Below are 18,965 nucleotides of genomic sequence, written 5' to 3'. Positions count from 1 at the left end.
TAATTGTCTTATTAGAGTTTTAAATCCTTCCTGATCACTTTCATAATTGCTTCCCCACCTTGCTTTAGAACCTCTAAGGCACTTAGATGTCCTAATCCTTCACAGTTTTCAATCAATACCTTTTTTTCGATGGTCACTTTTTGTTTGCCATCCAATGAAAATAAACCTGCAACAAGTGTTAGGTAATCGATATCTACCGTTGCTATTGCCCCAATTGGAGCGGAGCATCCGCCTTCCAATGTTCTTAAAAAATCACGTTCTACTGTGGTACAGAGATCTGTTTGATAGTCATTCAGTGCCTCAAGTGCTTTTCTAGAATAGTCGTCATGTTCCATTGCCACTACTAACATCGCGCCCTGTGCAGGTGCAGGGATCATCCAGTCCAACTCCATGGTGGTTTCTGGTCGAAGATTGATTCGCTCCAGTCCCGCGGCTGCAAATATGGCTCCGTTCCACTGGCTGTCTTCTAATTTTTGTAAACGCGTTTGTACATTTCCTCTAATGTTGGCAACTTCGTGCTCCGGGAATTTATTGAGCCATTGTGCTTTTCTTCTCAAACTTCCAGTAGCAATGGTAGCTTTTTTAGGTAGCACCTTGGTTTTCTCCTTTTGAATCAATAAATCTTTTGGATTGGCTCGTTTTAAAACAGCACCTTTTACAATGCCTGGAGGGAGTTGCGTAGGTACATCTTTCATGCTGTGTACCACGATGTCTACTGTGCCATTTAACATGGCAATGTCCAGGGTTTTTGTGAAAACACCTGTAATGCCCAATTGATGTATTGGCTTATCCAGTAGTAGGTCTCCCTCAGATTTTACGGCGACGATTTGGGTTTGATAACCATCAGCTTCTAATAATGATTTAACACGGTTCGCCTGCCATAGTGCTAATACACTATCGCGAGTTCCAATTTTAATGGTTTTTTTCATTCTGAGAATTCTAATTGAAACACTTTTTTAATAAGTTCAATGCTTTCTGTTGAGGTGTCAGAGCTATCTTTGAGATGGTTGGCGAACTGCGTGGTTATTTTTTGAATAATACGATCGCTGATAATCTCTGCTTGCTGATCGTTAAATCCTTCAATTTTTTTACGCTGAAAATCGATCTCTGCATCCCTCATATGATTGAGCTTCTTTTTTAAAGCTTTAATGGTGGGAGCAAATTTTCTAGTTTCCAACCAACCGTTGAATTCTTTGGTGACCTCCTTAATAATCTCTTCGGCTTGGGGAATAAATTGTTCTCTCCTTTTGAGTGTCTCATTAGTCATTTTCGACAATTGGTCCAAATGGACCAAGGTGACGTTTGACATTTCTTGAACACTTGGATCTACATTCTGAGGAATGGAAAGATCCAGGATCAGTAATTCTTTCTTGGAGTGAATTAGTTGTTTTGTAATGGTGGGTTTTTGTGCGCCGGTGGCTACGATCAGAACATCACATTGACTGATTTCTTCTTGTAGATTGCTGTAATCTTTAACGATTAAATTAAACTTACCGGCAATTTTTTCGGCCTTATCTTTGGTTCTGTTGATCAGTACGATATGATCATTTCGGGTATGCTTAACCATATTCTCACAAGTGTTCCTTCCAATTTTACCTGTACCAAATAACAAGATATTTTTTTCTGAAACCTCCGGTACTCTAGCCAGTATATATTGTACTGAAGCAAAAGCTACAGAGGTAGCACCTGAAGAAAGTTCAGTCTCATTTTTAATGCGTTTGCTGGCCTGAATCACACAGTTACAAAGCCGCTCTAAAAAATGGTTTGTCAGTCCTAGTTTTTTTGAAGTAGTGAAGCTTTGTTTTATCTGACTGATAATTTCAAAATCCCCGAGGATTTGACTGTCCAGTCCTGTGCCAACTTTAAAGAGGTGGTCTATAGCTTCTTTGTTTTTATATACAAATCCAATACGTTGAAAATCTTCAAGGCTACCATTGGAATTATCGCAAAGGAGTTGTATCAGTTGAAACGGATGCTGAGCGAAACCGTAGATCTCTGTTCTGTTGCAAGTAGAGGTGGTCATAATCCCGTCCATACCGCCTTCCTTGGCTTGATTGAGCAAACCAAGCTTTGCAGTTTCGCTTAGGCTAAACTTACCTCGAATTGCAGCATCAGCTTTTTTATAACTGATCCCTATTGCGTAAAAAGTATTATGTCTAGAAATGTTGTATGCTTCCATTCAGTTTTTTCTGAAATCGTTTACAAAAGTAAACCTAAAGATATAAAGAAAGTAACGCTACAGGTACTTTTTATGTCGTTTGGTGAAAAAGGCATATTCTTTTGTTTAATTATCTGCTAAATAGCAGTATATTTGAGGGGTTGCAGTGTGTACTTGTCTTAGAAGTTTAGAACCATTCTAAATAAAAAAACATAACATTCACTTTAAACTTATTTAAAAAGTAACGCGAAAAGAACTATGCAGGAAATTGGGATTGAACAAGGTTTTTTAGTTTTAAAGACTCAGAACGAAACGAATGATATTCAGCATATTAGTAAGCAAATTGATAGTAGTTTTATACAATTTCATTTTTGCTTGAAAGGACGTGCTATATTTCATTATAACCAGGGGAATTATGCCATAGATATAAAAGAAGATGAGGCTCTGTTGTTGTACAATCCACAGCGAGATTTACCTATTAATTTAGAAGTCAACTCTAAAACTTGGATTTTATCTATTGTAATTCCGATTCAGAAATTCCACGCCTTATTCTCTGATGAGGCCGATTACATTCACTTTTTGGATAAAGAAAACATCGATAAAAAGTATTATGGGACCATGCCGATTAATCCGGCCATGTCTGTTGTACTTAGTCAAATGTTGAATTTTAACATGCACAGCGCTATTGAAAGCTTATATTTGAAAGGAAAAATATATGAATTACTAGCCCTGTATTTTAACAAACCGGAAGATACGGATTTTGAACAATGCCCATTTTTGGTGGACGAGGATAATGTTCGTCGTATTCGTAAGGCTAAGGACATCGTAATCTCGAGAATGTCCGAGCCGCCATCGCTTCAAGAATTATCTGATGAAATAGGGTTGAGTTTAAAACGCCTCAAAGAAGGGTTTAAACAAGTTTACGGTGACTCGGTTTATAGCTTCTTATTTGATTATAAAATGGATTACGCCAGAAAGCTGTTAGAGGCAGGGGAGATGAATGTCAATGAGGTGGGATTAAAGGTCGGTTATAGTACTTCGAGTCATTTTATTGCAGCTTTTAAAAAGAAATATGGAACCACGCCTAAAAAATATACAATGGCATTAACCTAAAACTGAAATACATGAAAAAAACAATCTTGCTTTCTCTTAGCTTATGCTGTTTCTTAGTCGGTATGGCGCAGCAAACTCCCTCTGACCTCGACCAGGTTTTAGTCTTTACCAAGACAAGCGGATTTCGACATAAATCCATAGAAACAGGAGTTGCCTTACTTGAAAAATTAGCTCGACAAAACAATTTTGAAATTACCCATACCGAGGATTCTCTCGCTTTCAATACAGGGAATCTAAAACACTATAAGATGGTATTGTTCTTATCGACAACAAATGATGTGCTTGGTCCTAATGAGCAAGAGGCGCTGAAGGATTTTATGCATGCGGGAGGAAGTTTTATGGGAATTCATGCCGCTACAGATACGGAATACCATTGGCCGTGGTACGGGGAAATGATAGGAGCCTATTTTTCAGGTCATCCCAATGGTCCAAACGTTAGAGAGGCTGAGATGAAAGTGATTGATCCTAATCATGTATCCACAAAAATGCTGCCTGAGTCTACTTGGGTAAGAACCGATGAGTGGTATAACTATAAAAACCTTAGTAATGATATTCATGTGCTGCTCAATTTGGATGAGACTTCTTATGACGGTGGAACAAATGGAGCGCATCACCCCATTGCTTGGTATCACGAGTTTGAGGGCGGCAGGGTGTTTTACACCGGTGGCGGGCACACCAAAGAGTCCTACAGTGAACCTTTGTTTGTTGCGCATCTGCTCGGAGGGATAAATTACTGTTTAAAAAGAGATTAATGATCAGTCATTGGAAGAGTTTTTATTTGGGTTAGGTGTTATCAATTTTTTAAATAGCATTATCTCCAAAGTTAAGCTGATCTAAGGGCTTTATGAATAGCAAATGTGTACTTTTGCAAAAGAATTCTTTTAGAAAAAATAGCATATGAAAGGAGTTTTATTCGTCAATTTGGGATCACCGGATTCTACAGATCCCAAGGATGTAAAACGGTATTTGGATGAGTTTTTAATGGACGAGCGCGTTTTCGATTTTCCATATTGGTTACGCAGTTTTATTGTTAGGGGTATAATACTCAACACACGTCCTAAAAAGTCGGCTGAGGCTTATGAAAAAATATGGTGGGAGGAAGGTTCACCTTTAATTGTACTCTCTGAACGCTTAAAGGAAGGAGTTGATAAGTTCACTTCAATTCCAAGTGCTTTGGCAATGCGTTATGGGAATCCTTCTATTATGTCTGGTCTGCAAGCCTTAAAAGATCAGGGGGTGACCGAGGTATTACTCATTCCACTTTATCCTCAATTTGCTATGGCAACCACCGAAACTATTTTGGTGTTGGCGGAGGAGTTACGACAAAATCATTTTCCAGAAATGCAGTTCACTAGTATCCCTGCGTTTTACAACCATTCTGACTATGTTCGCGTACTTTCAAATTCTGTTCAACGCTATCTGCAGACTCAAGAGTGGGATCATTTATTGTTTTCATATCACGGTTTGCCTGAGCGGCATATTAGAAAATCTGATATCACTAAATCCCATTGTAAAATTGATGGGAGCTGCTGTCAAACGGCCTCACCCGCACATCAATTTTGTTACCGTCACCAATGTTATGAGACCACCAAACAGGTGGCAGAATATTTAGGGTTAAAACAAGGAACGTATTCTACCTCATTTCAATCGCGTTTAGGAATTGATCCATGGCTCAAGCCGGCAACCAATAAAACGATTCATGATATGCCTGAAAAAGGCATTAAAAAGCTTGCTGTAGTTACGCCTGCTTTTGTGTCAGATTGTATTGAAACTCTAGAAGAAATTGGGATTCAAGCCAAAGAAGATTTTATCGCCCAAGGAGGTGAGCAGCTTCATGTGGTGCCTTGTCTTAATGATGACCAAGATTGGATTAAGGTCCTGGCACGTTGGATTGACCAGTGGGCATTGGCCGCGCAAAATGCATAAGGCATGAGTAAGAGTTCATCGAAAGCCCTTGGAGAGGAAAGCATAGCTAGTTTACTAGTTAAACAGGCTGTTCCTGCTTCCATTGGTATTTTGGTGATGTCCTTGAACATATTGGTTGATACCATTTTTGTAGGGAATTGGATAGGTTCTGTTGCCATTGCTGCTATTAATGTGGTGCTTCCTGTTTCATTTTTTATTGCCGCACTGGGTATGGCCATTGGTATTGGGGGCTCTTCCATAATATCTCGAGCTTTGGGTGCGGATAAGCGTTCCAAAGCACTGATGACCTTTGGGAATCAAATTACCCTGACCATACTATTAACAGTGCTTCTTGTGACTGTTGGATTGTGGTTTGTAGATGATATCATTCCTAGTTTTGGTGGTAAGGGCGAGATTTTTGAACCTGCAAAGGTGTATTATAAAGTAGTTCTATATGGGGTTCCTTTTTTAGCCTTATGTATGATGGGAAATACCGTCATTAGGGCAGAGGGAAAACCTAAGTTTGCAATGATTGCGATGATTATTCCCTCGGTTGGAAACCTTCTACTGGATTATCTCTTGATTAATGTTTTGGACTACGGAATGCTAGGAGCCGGGTGGGCGACCACGGCCTCTTACGTTCTTTGTCTTGGCTATATCGTATGGTATTTTCTATCAAAAAATTCTGAATTAAAATTGCGTATTACAGATTTTGCTTTAAGACGTATTATCGTAACTGAAATTGCTATGTTGGGTGGGGTAACCCTTGCAAGACAAGCCATTGTCAGTGTGACTTACTTACTTTTAAACAACATATTGTACAACCTAGGAGGTGCATCTTCGGTGACCGTCTACGCGATTATCGGCAGAATGTTGATGTTTGCGCTGTTCCCTGTCCTTGGAATTACCCAAGGGTTTTTACCTATTGCAGGATATAATTATGGGGCGCACAAATATCAACGCGTAAAGGAGACCATTAATACGGCCATAAAATACGCCATGTTGTTGGGTTTTTGTATTTTCTTATTAATTATGATTTTCCCGGGACCTATCACCTCGGTGTTCACAGATGACCCGGCGGTCTTAAGCGATACGCCTAAAGCAATGCGATGGGTGTTTGCCGCTACGCCTATCGTAGTGATCCAACTTATAGGTGCTGCTTATTTCCAAGCGGTTGGAAAAGCATTACCCGCATTTTTGTTAACCTTAACTAGACAGGGAATCTTTTTTATACCTTTGATTCTCGTATTGCCTAGGTATTATGGAGAATTTGGTGTGTGGGTTTCTTTTCCTTTGTCTGACGCGCTTTCAACGGTGGTAACCGCTTATTTTTTAAATCGAGAAATCCAACATAAATTGAATACCCAACCCGTAGAATCGTAGAACTTATGGCTGAATATTACAATTATATCAAAGCATTACACCTAATTTTTGTCATTACCTGGTTTGCTGGTTTGTTTTATATACCTCGCTTGTTTATCTATCAGATAGAAGCTTTTGGCAAGCCTTCTCCAGAAAAGGAAATTTTAGGGAATCAACTTAAAATTATGGCCAAACGCCTTTGGTTTATCATCACTTGGCCATCAGCAGTTCTCGCGATTTTGTTTGCTATTTTATTATTGATTATTAATCCGGCCTGGTTGCAACAAGGCTGGATGCACATAAAATTAGTTTTCGTTTTTTTACTGATACTCTACCATTTAAAAACGCATCAAATTTTAAAACAACTTCAAAACGATCAGGTAAACTACAGTTCAAAATTTATGCGGATGTGGAACGAAGTAACGACCATAATACTGTTTTCGGTAGTCTTTCTAGTCATCCTGAAGGATAGTTTGAACTGGATCTTTGGAATGGTGGGGATTTTCGTACTGGCCATTGCACTGATGTTAGGGATACGGTTGTACAAACGAATACGGGAGAAGAATAACTAAGCTGGCTTAATTATTGTTATATTTAAGTCCAAAAACCAATTTAGGGTGTACAATAAACTATCGCTTCGCACACGTATCTTTATTACAATGATATTTATTGTGGTTTTCGCGTCGGTTTTGATCGCGGGAGTGACTATTTTTCAATATAAAGGGCAGGCTGAGGATTATCACCGAGTATATCTAGAACGCAAGGAGGAACAACTCAATGCTCAAATAGATTATATCTTAAAAAATACGACTTGGGAGGTAAAAACCGAAAACTTAAGGTACATCCTAGAATACAAGAATGTCATTTTTGAAGCTTCGGATGTTTTAGAGATCAATTTTAATATTTTTGATTTAGATGGGAAGCTTATTATTAGCTCCAAACCTAGAATGGCCTATGATAACGGCGTTAAGGATTTGGATAATAGCGTGCTTCACGGCCTCGAAAATAGTCTAACCAAACGCTATGTGGAACGAACTAAAGCTGCGGGCGATCGCTTTCGTTCTTCCTATAGTTACATCCTGGATCCCAAGTTCAAACCTATCGGAATTTTGAATATCCCATATTATGAGGATGATACTTTTAATGAAGGGGAATTGGGGCAATTTCTAATGCGTCTATCGGCTGTTTATGTCATTCTTTTAGTGATTGCTGTTATGCTAGCCTATCTGATTTCTACTTACATTACCCGATCGCTAAAAGCCATTGGTGATAAGCTAGATCAAACCCGATTGACCAAGCAAAATCAAAAGATATATCTGGATCGACCAAGTGAAGAAATAGGAGCGCTGGTTGAGGCGTACAATGGGATGGTTGACGAATTGGATAAAAGTGCGGCTCTACTTGCTAAAAGTGAGAGAGAGCAAGCTTGGCGTGAGATGGCAAAGCAGGTGGCGCATGAGATTAAAAATCCGTTGACGCCGATGCGCTTAAGTGTTCAGAGCTTCCAGAGAAAGTTCGATTCCGAAGATCCTAATATTAGTAATAAGGTTGATGAATTTGCAAAAATAATGATTCAGCAAATTGATACGATGAGTAATATCGCATCAGCCTTTGGTAGTTTTGCCAATATGCCTGCTCAGCAAAATGAGCTTTTGAATGTGGTTGAAGTCGTACATCTTTCTGTTGAAATTTTCAATGAAGACTGTATTGAATTTATCAGTGATCAAGAAGAAATAGTTGCCAAATTAGATCGTACTCAACTCATACGAGTGATTACGAATCTTGTTAAAAATGCGCTGCAGTCCGTTCCAGAAGATCGCAAGCCTATAATTCAGGTGCGGGTATTTACCGAGGGAGACTACATCAAAATTACAGTGGAAGACAATGGGGTTGGTATTGCCAAAGCTAACCACGAAAAGATATTTGAACCTAAGTTCACTACAAAGACTAGTGGTATGGGGCTCGGACTCGGTATGGTGAAAAATATTGTTGAAGCCTTCCAAGGTGATCTTTATATGGATTCCGTTGAAGATAAGGGGACAGTTTTTACCATAACTTTCCCTAAATTTAATGAAGCTAAGGATACGATAACTAAATGATTTTAATATGAATTTTGAAAATATTACTATTGAAATTAAACAGCAAATGCAAATTGGAGTGATTACCATTAATCGTCCAAAAAAATTAAATGCGCTGAATAAAGCAACGATCGAGGAATTGAACAATGCCTTTGTGGCTTTGGACCAGGATGCTGAGGTTAGGGTTATCATTATTACCGGTGCAGGAGATAGAGCCTTTGTCGCCGGGGCAGACATTTCGGAATTTGCAAATTATTCTGAATACGAAGGATCTCAATTGGCCGCCAAGGGACAAGAATTACTGTTTAATTTGATCGAAAATCTTAGCACTCCGGTTATTGCAGCCATCAATGGTTTTGCATTAGGAGGTGGTTTAGAATTGGCGATGGCTTGCCACTTTAGAGTTGCAAGTGACAACGCTAGGATGGGCTTACCTGAGACTTCTTTGGGACTAATACCCGGATATGGAGGAACTCAGCGTTTACCTCAGTTGGTGGGTAAGGGAAGAGCCTTAGAAATGATTCTTACCGCTGGTATGATTGGTACAGAAAAGGCCTTGATGTGGGGGCTCATTAATCATATGGTAGCCTTAGAACAATTACTTCCACTATGTGAAAAGATCGCATCCAAAATCATAAATAATTCACCGGTAGCTGTGGCTTCTGCGATTTCGGCGGTGAATTCAGGCTTTGGGGATCAGGGCTATCCTAAGGAAATTGAAATCTTTGGTGCATGCTTTGGAACCGAGGATTTCAAAGAGGGTACTCAGGCGTTTTTAGAGAAGCGAAAAGCTGAGTTTACAGGGAAGTAAAACTATGTGGCTCCTCAACACCTGAGACCATATTTTAAGGATTGAATAGTTTATGTACCCCTAATGAATTAGGGTACCTACCGACCTTTCTTTAAGTGTAATTGAAATGGATTTTTCTCCGAGTTCTAATTCGAGTTGTTGAGGTTTTGTTGTTTTATTAAGCATTATGGTTACGATTTTGCCGTCTTTTCTACTAAAGCTCACACTTGGTATAGAGTCATTGTAAGAGGACGCGATTCTTTGAGATCCTGCAGGAACAAATTTAGAGGCTTGTGCTACGATATAATAGGCAGGATTTCTGATAATTTCATCTCCTGTAATAGTAATTGCTCCTAAACAGCGGTCGCAACCTCCTCTATCAGTATGAGGGTCTTGATTTTCATCAGAAGCTAAATTCCATTCGAGTACAGTTTTACACCAATTCCTTGTGGCCCCGATGATTAGATGTTCTGTATGCCATTCCATTTCTTTTTCAAAATCACCTGGAGCCCCTACCCATTGTTCTGTAAAATAAAGATTTTTATCAGGATGTGCTTGGTGTACTTTTGATAAAGCATCAATTTCACCACCATAGAGATGAAATGCGGAACCGTCTATATATTGTGCTGCCTCAGGATCATCTAAAATGGAAATGGGATAATCGATTCGATCTGCATTATGGTCGTAAATTATGATCTTAGTTTGGATATCATTTCTTTCAAATGTAGGGCCTAAGTATTTTTTTATAAACACCGCCTGCTGGTCCGCTTTCATCAGTAAGCTAGGATTATTACCTGGATGTAAAGGTTCATTTTGAACAGTTATAGCATCAATAGTAATACCTTCTAATGCCATAGCTTTTATGTATTTAACAAAGTAATCGGCATAAACTTGATGATATTCTTCTTTTAGACTTCCTCCTCGCGTATCACCATTTGTTTTCATCCAAACTGGGGGAGACCAAGGGGACCCCATGATTTTAATGTTGGGGTTGATCTTAAGAATTTCTTTTAAAACGGGTACTAGGTAGAGGGTATCATAACTAAGGGAGAATTGTTTTAACTTTAAGTCTTCTTCTCCTTGTTCAAGATCGTTATAAGACCATAGTTTTTCATCCAAATCCGATGCCCCTAGACTCACTCTTAAATAGCTGACTCCGATTTCATTTTGTCCATTCCCGAAAAGCTCTTGTAGTAGACTGGCCCGGGCTTTTTTACCCATTTTTTGGATATGCAATGCGCTACCCCCAGTTAATGTGTAACCAAAACCATCCATGGTTTGATAGGTTGTACTAGTGTCAATAGTGATTACTGTGGTACCGTCAACTGATGGATGTGATTCTTGGGAATCTACTATCTTCTCCAACAATACCGATTCATCCATAGAGGTCAACCATAGCTCTGCAGATTTCCCCTGATGTTTGTCCGGAGTGTTACAAGACCCTACTACTAAAGCAAGTATTACGTAAATTGCAATCTTCGTCATTTTATTTTTTTTAAACTAATTGATTTAATATTCGTTTCTCCTCTAAGAAATAGAAGTTTCAGCATGTTCTCTCCTTTTTGAAACTGTAAATTGGCGGCATCACTATTGATCCAGTTTTGACTTTCATTTAGGGGCACATTTACCGAACTTTTGTGGTTAGCCACCAGTTGAACAAGCCCTTTGGTATTGTTTTGGTATCGCACAACAATCTCATAAGTACCTGTTTTTTCTATATTGAATGTATAATTTAACCATTCTCCTGCACTGGATTTGCCTACGTACAGATCTTTATTCGAATCGAGAAATATATCCACTCCATCATTTCTGTAGGTATATCCTTGATTCCACGGTGTTCTATCCTCCCCGGTAGAGATGTAGTAGTTTCCAAAATCTTTATCGTAATAGGCATAACCTATTTGACCAAGGTCATAGTCCACGGCATTCAGCGTTGCTGTTTGTTCTATAGTTATAGACTTAAAAGGCTTGGTCTGATTGGATTTAATTTGACGAATCATGGCATCGATTACATCGTAGTGAATGATGTTGTTTTCTATTTTAGTGTCCTCTGCAAGTTGCATTAATGCTTGGTGGGCTTGTTTTTTAGATGGCTTATCGCCTTTCCCTGCCCAATAATCTAGGAGTTCTTGATAGCCAGGATTTATCTTGATTTCTAAAGGATTGTTGAAGCCTAACTTTTTCAACGGCCACCAACACCATCCGATATTATTTTGTTCCATTAAACGTATGGCATCGGTAAACCACACGTTGGAGTTTTCACCGGTTTCACCTAGCCAAATAGGCACATTGTATGTTTCACGAATATCTAAATAGGTTTGAATATCCGATTGGTGATTGTTGTTCCAATATTTATGGAAACTAACCACCATGTTTGAGTCCCATGGAGGAAGTATGCCATTGTAGTTATTACCCCAACCATTCCCCTCAATGATAATGATGTGGTTCTTGTCCACTGATCTTATTGCCTTGGTAACCTCCACCATTAATGATTTTAACGGACCGTTGTTTTGTTCGTCAATCCCATTTTTATTTGTTCCGGTAAACGCCCAATTTGGTTCGTTAATAATATCATATCCGCCAATCCAAGGTTCATCCTTGTAGCGCTCCGCTAATCGTTTCCACAGCGCAATAAGCTTTTCTTGGTTTTCTCTGCTTTCCCAAAGTGATGGTTTGGAAGGGTCTCTATCGGAGATGTTTACATCATGTCCTTGTCCGCCAGGGGTAGCGTGCATATCTAGCAGAAGATACATTTGGTTTTCCCTGCACCAGTTAAGAAGTGAATCCGTTAGGATAAACCCTCGTTCTAACCAGGTGTTCTTCCCTTTAACAGGTTCATCTTCTACGGCGAGCGTGTATAGGTTGTAATGCATAGGTAGACGAACTGAGTTGAACCCCCAGCTTTTCAATGAATCAATATCTGCTTTTTGAGTGTGATTAGTCAACCATCGAATGTAAAATTTCTCCGTAGCTTTTTTCCCGATTAGTTTCGTTATGTGCTCTTTAAATACATACTGCTGTCCAGAAAATGGAACCTTTAGCATATACCCTTCCTGCAACATATGTCCACCCAATCCGATTCCTCTTAGAATGATAGTATCTCCTTTATCATTGACAATTGATTGACCTTTTGTTCTTAAGTTTTGAGACCATCCAGTGAGGGTGACAATAAATAAAAAGAAGGTGATTAGATTTTTCATTTGTTTTTGGTTTATTCCCAGACAAAAGTTCCTACAGCGCCAGAGGCTAAGGAAGTAGTGAACCACTGATCAAGGTGTTTTATATTAAAAGTTTCGAGTTGATTTCCATTATTGAGTACAATAATTACGGTTTTACCTTCCGGTGTAATAAAGGCAACATTTTCAAGCGAACTTGTCATGTTACTTTGAATCCTAGTTGAGCCTTCTGGAATAAATTTCGAAGCATGAGCTACAATATAGTATCCTACATTTCTGGTGATTTTTCCAGACGAATCAATTGTAATACCTCCTTTACATACAGTACACCCTCCAGGGGTATGTGGCTGGAAATGTTCATTGTTTGCCAGGTTCCATTCTAGAGCGTTCTTACTCCAATTACGCATTGAGCCAATTATGACGTTCTTTAAATGCCATTTCAGATCTCCATCAAATGATCCATCCGAAGAGGTGTATTGTTCGGTGAAATACACATTTTTTTCAGGGAAGGCATTGTGAACAGTGGCTAGGGCACTTATATCTCCTGCATATAAGTGAAAAGCAGAGCCATCAATATATGTATAAGCTTCTGAATCACTTAGTACCTCAATTGGGTACTCCGGATGATCGCAGTTATGATCCCACGCTATAATTTTTGTTTCAATGTTGGCTTGCTTAAAGGCGGGACCCAAATAGTCTTTGATAAACAGTGCTTGGGCAGCTGCTGTCATATACATACTGGGATTATTCCCATCATGTAGAGGTTCATTTTGTATGGTAATCGCATCAATGGATATTCCCTCTTGATTCATAGCTTGGATATATTTTACAAAGTAATTAGAATACACGGCGTAAAACTCCTCTAAAAGTTGTCCTCCAATAAAATCTTTGTTGTCCTTCATCCAAGTGGGAGCTGTCCATGGAGTTGCCATGATTTTGATGTCTGGATTTATGGCTATAATATCTTTTAAAAGGGCAATTACACCCTTTTGATCTTTTTCCAGACTGAAATTTTTGAGTTCTAGGTCCGTTTCGCCTTCTGGAATATCGTTATAAGTAAAAGGATTCTCATTGAGATCCGATGCTCCTATACTGATGCGCAAATAACTAATCGAAATGGACTCTTCCTCTTTGCCAAATAACTCTAGGAGCAGGCTTTGTTGTTCTGTCTCACTTAGGGACTGAATTGCTTCTACGCTTCCTCCAGTTAGGGTAAATCCAAAGCCATCCACAACTTGATAGGTTTTAGTCGGGTCTATCGTAATACTCTGATGGTTATTAGCCGTTGTGGTGAAAGAAATTACTGTGGATTGTTTGGTTAATTTTTGGTTTTGATCACCAGTAGTCAGCCAAAACGAAATATCAGAAACAACCTCTGGAGTTGGTTCAATTACTGGATCCGTAGTGGGCTCTTCTGAGTTCGATGAACAACTCAACAATATACAAACTAGAAAGAGGGTATAAAAAATATGGATTGGTAGTTTCATAACTGGTTTTAATATATTTTGAGATAGGGAAGTTATCATAAATTTACAAACGATAACTTCCCTATTGTTACTCACGGCTGTAATTATGTAGCCTTAGATTTTTAAAAACATTAATAATTAGGATTCTGCTCTAATAATGTATTTTCCAATTCTTGGAGCGGGATAGGAAAGATTTCATTTTTTCCTTTTGTGAATCCTCTGTCAGACAGTTTTGATGCTGCTCTTCCAGTCCTAACCAAATCAAACCACCTGTGACCTTCACCAGCCAGTTCCATCCTTCTTTCGTGGAAGATGGCATCTAGGCTAACTGGAACAGAGGCAAGGCCAACTCTACTTCTAACAGCATCCAACAATGCTTGTGCACGACTACCTTGACCACCCAATGCTTCTGCTTCCATAAGATAGGTGTCTGCCAGGCGAATGATATACATATTTTGTTTAAAATTCAATTCTACGTTACCACCTCCTGTGGATTTATCAGAATTAAGCGGCATAAACTTTTTCAAGAAATATCCGGTATCCATGTATCCTGGTGAATAATCTGCCAATCCATCTTCTTTCAATGCTTTTACATCGGCAATGGTGGCATCAAATCTAGGATCATTTTCCATTTGATCATATAAATCCTGTGTAATAGGGTTGAAACTCCAACCCGCTACATAATCGGGTCCACCCATGGCATTGTAATTTCTTGGTCCTACCATGATATTGACAGAATTACCTTCGTCAGAACCCGATCCCCAGTTACCCCATCCTGCGTTGGATTTATCGGTATGAGCGGAGTTTAGAATGGATTCAGTGTTGAATTTGTTGCTAATTGTCCATAGACTGCTGAAGTCATCTAATAATTTATATCCATATTTACTCGTACCTCCAGGGGTACCATTGACCTGCGCCAAAGTTTCGGCGGCAAGTTGATTTTCCCCCTGGTATAAATAAGCCTTACCTAAGATTGCCATTGCAGCACCTTGGGTGATTCTCCCAGCTTCATTTTCAATGTCGGCTAGCTTAACAGGTAATTCTGGAATGGCCTCATTTAAATCGGTTTCTATTTGTTTGTAAACCTCTGCCGGATCTGCCTGTAGGACTTCATAAATCTCAGAGGTTTTTAAGGGATCCACAATTAAAGGAATGTTTCTATAAATGCGAACCAATTCAAAATAGAAATAGGCTCTTAAAGTTTTTGCTTCTGCAGAGTACCGACGTTTCAAGGTTTCTTCCATGGGAACCTCAGGTAATTTGTCAATTAAAACATTGGCTCTGAATATACCCTGGTAGAAATCATTCCAATAACTTGCAGGGAGGGTGGAAGCGTCAAGACTATAGTTAGAGAATGACTGTATACCTGCTCCGTCTGTTGCGCCGCCACCTCCTGCATAATGATCATCTGATCCTGCATTAAACATGGTGATCATGTTTTCAAAACCTTTGGACTGTTTTCCTAAAGCGTCATAAACTGAAATCAGACCAGAAAAGGCTTCTTCTTGCGTTGAATAATAGTTTTCCTCTAATGGAGTGCCTTCAGGACGAACCTCTAGGTAATCCTTAGAGCAAGAACCTGTAATCGCTAAGATTCCAAGTATTAGAATTGTTTGTTTTATCACTTTAATTTTCATGTTCTTTTTGTTTTAAAATTGAAGATTAACACCTAACATTCCAGTTATTGCCTGTGGATAAAAACCACGATCAATACCCAAGACACCGCCTCCGATTTCGGGATCATAACCAGTGTAACCAGTGAAAGTGAAAAGGTTTTCGCCAGTGATATATAATCGGAGTCTTTGAATACCCAATTTTGATATAATATCATCTGGTAAGCTATATCCTAGCTGAATGGTTTTGATTCTTAAGTAATCTCCATCTTCTAGGTAAAAATCAGAAGGATTACTGAAGTTTTTATTAGTGTCATTGGTTGTCAGCCTTGGAAAACTATTTGAGCTTCCTTCACCAACCCAGCGATTAAGTGCTGCGCTCTGATAGTTTGCATTTTGAATATCCAGACGTCTTAAACCCTGGAAAATTTTATTGCCAGAAGCTCCTTGTGCAAAAATCATCAAATCAAAATTTTTGTAATCCATATTTAGCGTGAAACCATAGGTGTATTTTGGAATAGAACTACCTATAAAGTCGCGATCTTCTTCTGTAATACTTCCGTCTCCATCGACATCTTTCCATTTGAAATCTCCGGGAACAGCATTTGGTTGAATTTGATTTCCTTCAGCGTTGGTATAACTGTTAATGGCTTGTTGATTTTGAAATATACCATCTGTAACAAAACCAAAAAATGAATTATACGGTTGTCCTACAGCTGTTCTGGTGATTGGATAGGTGCTTGACTGAATAGTTTGACCTCCTGATAGATATTCGATATCGTTACCAAGATAAGTCACTTCATTTTCCAGGTATGAAAGGTTAGCATTTGCTGATATGCTGAATTCTCCAAAGGTTTTGTTGTAACCCAATTCGATATCAATTCCTTTATTTTCCATGTCCGCAACATTTCCAACTGGATTACCGGTTGCTCCAACATATCCTGGAATTCTAACATCTTGTAATATCCCTTTTGTGGTTTTATTATATACATCAAATACAAGACTGAAGTTTTGTAATAATCTTGCTTCAAATCCAATATTAGTTTGTGTTGTTTCTTCCCATTTCAGATCAGGGTTGGATGGTGCATTCGGGCTATTACCAATAACAACTGATCCAGCGGTGCCAATGGGATAATTTCGTCCATCTCCTATTGTAGATAGGTATCTAAAATCACCTATAGCATCACTTCCGGTAACTCCGTATCCTCCTCTTAGTTTGAAAACATTGATCAACTGACTCTCCTTCCAAAAGTTCTCTTTGGTCAACACCCATCCCATGGAGAAGGAAGGGAAAATTCCATATTTATTATTAGCTCCAAATCTTGAAGAACCGTCACGTCTGATGATTCCTGTAAAAATATACTTTTCATCAAAGTTGTAATTCAGCCTGGAAAACAGAGAAGTAACTCTGTGGTCCGGATTGGTATAAGCAGAGGCATCAATTTGATCCTTTGGAACGCTGTAATTAAAGGATGCTTCTTTATAGTTGTTGGTAGGGATATCAAAATAGGTAACAGTTTCACCGCTACTGATATTATCAACGTAGGTTCCTTGGCCCAAAAGGACATTAAAGTGATGGCTTCCAAGTACTTTATCATAGGATAAAGTGTTTTCAATATTCCAACCAAACCCTTTGTGAGTGTTCCTAGAGATGTTGTTTTGAGATGTATTATTTGAGGCATTCAAATAGTATACGGGAGTAAAACTCTCTCCGCCCCAATAGGACAACTTACCTCCAAGTGTACTTCTAAATTTAAGCCCTTCTAAAGGTTCGAGTTCCACATACGCATTGGCGACAAAATTGTCCGACCACCCGTAGTTTCCTGATCTAGTTTGTTGGTATGCCAATGGATTAGACATCTCTTGACCAACCATGGACGAAATTCCATATGGCATTCCGTTTGGCGCCTTTATAATGGAAGGATTGGTGTACGGAGTTGAATTTAACTTACCGGGATCAGTTTCAATCAGGGGTGTAGTTGGATCTAAATTAATCGCGGAACTTAAGGGTCCTCCAAATTCGCTGTTAGTATTCCCAATGCCTACATTTTTTTCTCTTGAGTATCCGGCAGTTTGCCCAAAGCTAATCATCTTGGATATTTTATGGGTAGAGTTTAAACGTATGCTATTTCTTTTGTATTTTGAAATATCAGATAAAACAATACCTTCCTGTTCTAGAAAGCCAAAAGAAGCGTAAAAGGTTGATACATCGTTGCCACCGCTCAGACTTATCTCTTGTCCAGTTCTCTGAGCACTATTGTTGAAAATGACATCCTGCCAATCTGTTCCTGCTCCTAATGACTCTACATTTGGAAATACAGTAGCCCCACCTGAATTGGTGTTGGCTTCATTTATTAATGTAGCGTATTGCCTAGCATTTAGTAAATCCAGTTTCTGTGCTGCAGCGGATACTCCAGTGTATCCATTGTAGTTTACTGTTAATTTCCCGGATGTTCCCTTTTTTGTTGTAACAAGGATAACACCTGCGGCTGCTCTAGCGCCATAGATTGCCTGAGAGGCAGCATCTTTTAAAACTTCAATAGATTTGATATCAGACTGATTTAGATATCCAATACCTCCGGCATCTACAACTACACCATCTATCACCCAAAGTGGATTATTATTTCCAAAGGTTGTAATTCCGCGCACACGTACTGTTGATGAAGATCCTGGTTGTCCAGAATTTGAAGCAATGGTAATTCCGGAAGTTCTTCCTTGTAAGGACTGTTCTACGCGGGTAATTGGGAGATCTTCCAGATCTTCGCCCTTAATGCTAGAAATAGCACCAGTTACAACACTTTTTTTCTGTGTGCCATAACCTACGACTACTACTTCATCTAAAGCTTGAGTGTCTAACATTAATTGAATTTCCAATTCGGTATTGGATCCAATAATGATCTCTTGAGTTTGATATCCTATATAGGATATCAGTAAAGTCTCACCAGCTGAGCCTTGAATGCTGAAATTACCATCGAAATCAGTCACTGTTGCTCGTTGGGTACCTTTGATCTGGATGCTGGCACCGGGAAGTGGGACGCCGCTTTCTTCTTGAACTAGACCAGTGATTTCATTAGATTGTGCAAAAACTGTTGTGCTGATGCACCAAAAGCAGAACCATAAATACTTTTTTAGTTTCATAAGTTAATTAGATTAATTGAGTTAGTTTATAAGTTGACTAGTATAACATCAGATAATGATACTGTTAAACAGTTCTAGTCTTCTCAGTTAGATTTAATGCAACTAATGTATGATTTGAAAAAAAAGAATACTCATTTAAGGTTACACCTTGAATACGTCAAGAAAA

14 protein-coding genes are annotated in these 18,965 nt (G+C 38.9%); 7 read left to right on the top strand and 7 right to left on the bottom strand.

The window, feature by feature from the left end; translation table 11 throughout:
- Positions 1 to 11: 11 nt before the first annotated feature.
- Both hemC and hemA read right to left on the bottom strand, forming a co-directional pair.
- Positions 12 to 929: a hydroxymethylbilane synthase gene (gene hemC / locus ACN0TV_RS09690; protein ID WP_417362488.1), complete on the bottom strand. Its 918-nt coding sequence runs from the start codon at positions 927 to 929 to the stop codon at positions 12 to 14.
- The gene (hemA, locus tag ACN0TV_RS09685) at positions 926 to 2,179 is read right to left on the bottom strand and encodes a glutamyl-tRNA reductase (RefSeq protein WP_417362486.1); all 1,254 of its coding nucleotides are present in this window, start codon (positions 2,177 to 2,179) and stop codon (positions 926 to 928) included. The genes hemC and hemA overlap by 4 nt, the downstream gene beginning before the upstream one ends.
- 237 nt (positions 2,180 to 2,416) lie before the next feature.
- Between hemA and ACN0TV_RS09680 the strand changes: the two genes are divergently transcribed.
- The 7 genes from ACN0TV_RS09680 to ACN0TV_RS09650 all read left to right on the top strand — a co-directional run bounded on the left by ACN0TV_RS09680 (position 2,417) and on the right by ACN0TV_RS09650 (position 9,427).
- Positions 2,417 to 3,271 carry a helix-turn-helix transcriptional regulator gene (locus ACN0TV_RS09680; protein ID WP_417362484.1) on the top strand — a complete coding sequence of 285 codons (855 nt, stop codon included), beginning with the start codon at positions 2,417 to 2,419 and terminating at the stop codon, positions 3,269 to 3,271.
- Between the two features lie 11 nt (positions 3,272 to 3,282).
- Entirely contained in the window at positions 3,283 to 4,023 is a 741-nt protein-coding gene (locus ACN0TV_RS09675) for a ThuA domain-containing protein (protein WP_417362482.1), read from the top strand.
- Positions 4,024 to 4,168: 145 nt separating this feature from the next.
- Positions 4,169 to 5,197 carry a ferrochelatase gene (gene hemH / locus ACN0TV_RS09670; RefSeq protein WP_417362480.1) on the top strand — a complete coding sequence of 343 codons (1,029 nt, stop codon included), beginning with the start codon at positions 4,169 to 4,171 and terminating at the stop codon, positions 5,195 to 5,197.
- A gap of 3 nt (positions 5,198 to 5,200) precedes the next feature.
- Positions 5,201 to 6,559, top strand: a complete 1,359-nt coding sequence (locus ACN0TV_RS09665; RefSeq protein ID WP_417362478.1) for an MATE family efflux transporter — start codon at positions 5,201 to 5,203, stop codon at positions 6,557 to 6,559.
- A 5-nt stretch (positions 6,560 to 6,564) separates the two neighbouring features.
- Positions 6,565 to 7,110: a CopD family protein gene (locus tag ACN0TV_RS09660; RefSeq protein WP_417362476.1), complete on the top strand. Its 546-nt coding sequence runs from the start codon at positions 6,565 to 6,567 to the stop codon at positions 7,108 to 7,110.
- Between the two features lie 87 nt (positions 7,111 to 7,197).
- Entirely contained in the window at positions 7,198 to 8,637 is a 1,440-nt protein-coding gene (locus tag ACN0TV_RS09655) for an ATP-binding protein (protein ID WP_417362694.1), read from the top strand.
- Positions 8,638 to 8,644: 7 nt separating this feature from the next.
- Positions 8,645 to 9,427 carry an enoyl-CoA hydratase/isomerase family protein gene (locus ACN0TV_RS09650; protein ID WP_417362475.1) on the top strand — a complete coding sequence of 261 codons (783 nt, stop codon included), beginning with the start codon at positions 8,645 to 8,647 and terminating at the stop codon, positions 9,425 to 9,427.
- A 60-nt stretch (positions 9,428 to 9,487) separates the two neighbouring features.
- Here the strand turns inward: ACN0TV_RS09650 and ACN0TV_RS09645 are convergent, their stop codons facing one another.
- From ACN0TV_RS09645 to ACN0TV_RS09625, 5 genes are all read right to left on the bottom strand, one after another.
- Positions 9,488 to 10,891 (bottom strand): glycoside hydrolase family 30 protein, encoded by a 1,404-nt coding sequence (locus tag ACN0TV_RS09645; RefSeq protein WP_417362473.1) that lies wholly within the window; start codon positions 10,889 to 10,891, stop codon positions 9,488 to 9,490.
- Positions 10,888 to 12,606 carry a cellulase family glycosylhydrolase gene (locus ACN0TV_RS09640; protein ID WP_417362471.1) on the bottom strand — a complete coding sequence of 573 codons (1,719 nt, stop codon included), beginning with the start codon at positions 12,604 to 12,606 and terminating at the stop codon, positions 10,888 to 10,890. Before ACN0TV_RS09640 ends, ACN0TV_RS09645 begins: the two co-directional genes overlap by 4 nt.
- Before the next feature lie 11 nt (positions 12,607 to 12,617).
- Complete coding sequence (locus ACN0TV_RS09635) at positions 12,618 to 14,069, bottom strand: glycoside hydrolase family 30 protein (RefSeq protein ID WP_417362469.1); 1,452 nt, start codon at positions 14,067 to 14,069, stop codon at positions 12,618 to 12,620.
- Positions 14,070 to 14,179: 110 nt separating this feature from the next.
- Positions 14,180 to 15,685 (bottom strand): RagB/SusD family nutrient uptake outer membrane protein, encoded by a 1,506-nt coding sequence (locus ACN0TV_RS09630; RefSeq protein ID WP_417362467.1) that lies wholly within the window; start codon positions 15,683 to 15,685, stop codon positions 14,180 to 14,182.
- A gap of 12 nt (positions 15,686 to 15,697) precedes the next feature.
- Positions 15,698 to 18,799, bottom strand: coding sequence for a SusC/RagA family TonB-linked outer membrane protein (locus ACN0TV_RS09625; protein WP_417362465.1), 3,102 nt, complete (start codon positions 18,797 to 18,799; stop codon positions 15,698 to 15,700).
- Positions 18,800 to 18,965: the final 166 nt, after the last annotated feature.

Origin of the sequence: Galbibacter sp., from assembly GCF_048266365.1 — a bacterium.
In the GTDB taxonomy this organism is placed as follows: Bacteria; Bacteroidota; Bacteroidia; order Flavobacteriales; family Flavobacteriaceae; genus Galbibacter.
The sequence above is the reverse complement of the archived record's forward strand: the minus strand, read 5'-3'. Positions and strand labels throughout refer to the sequence as shown.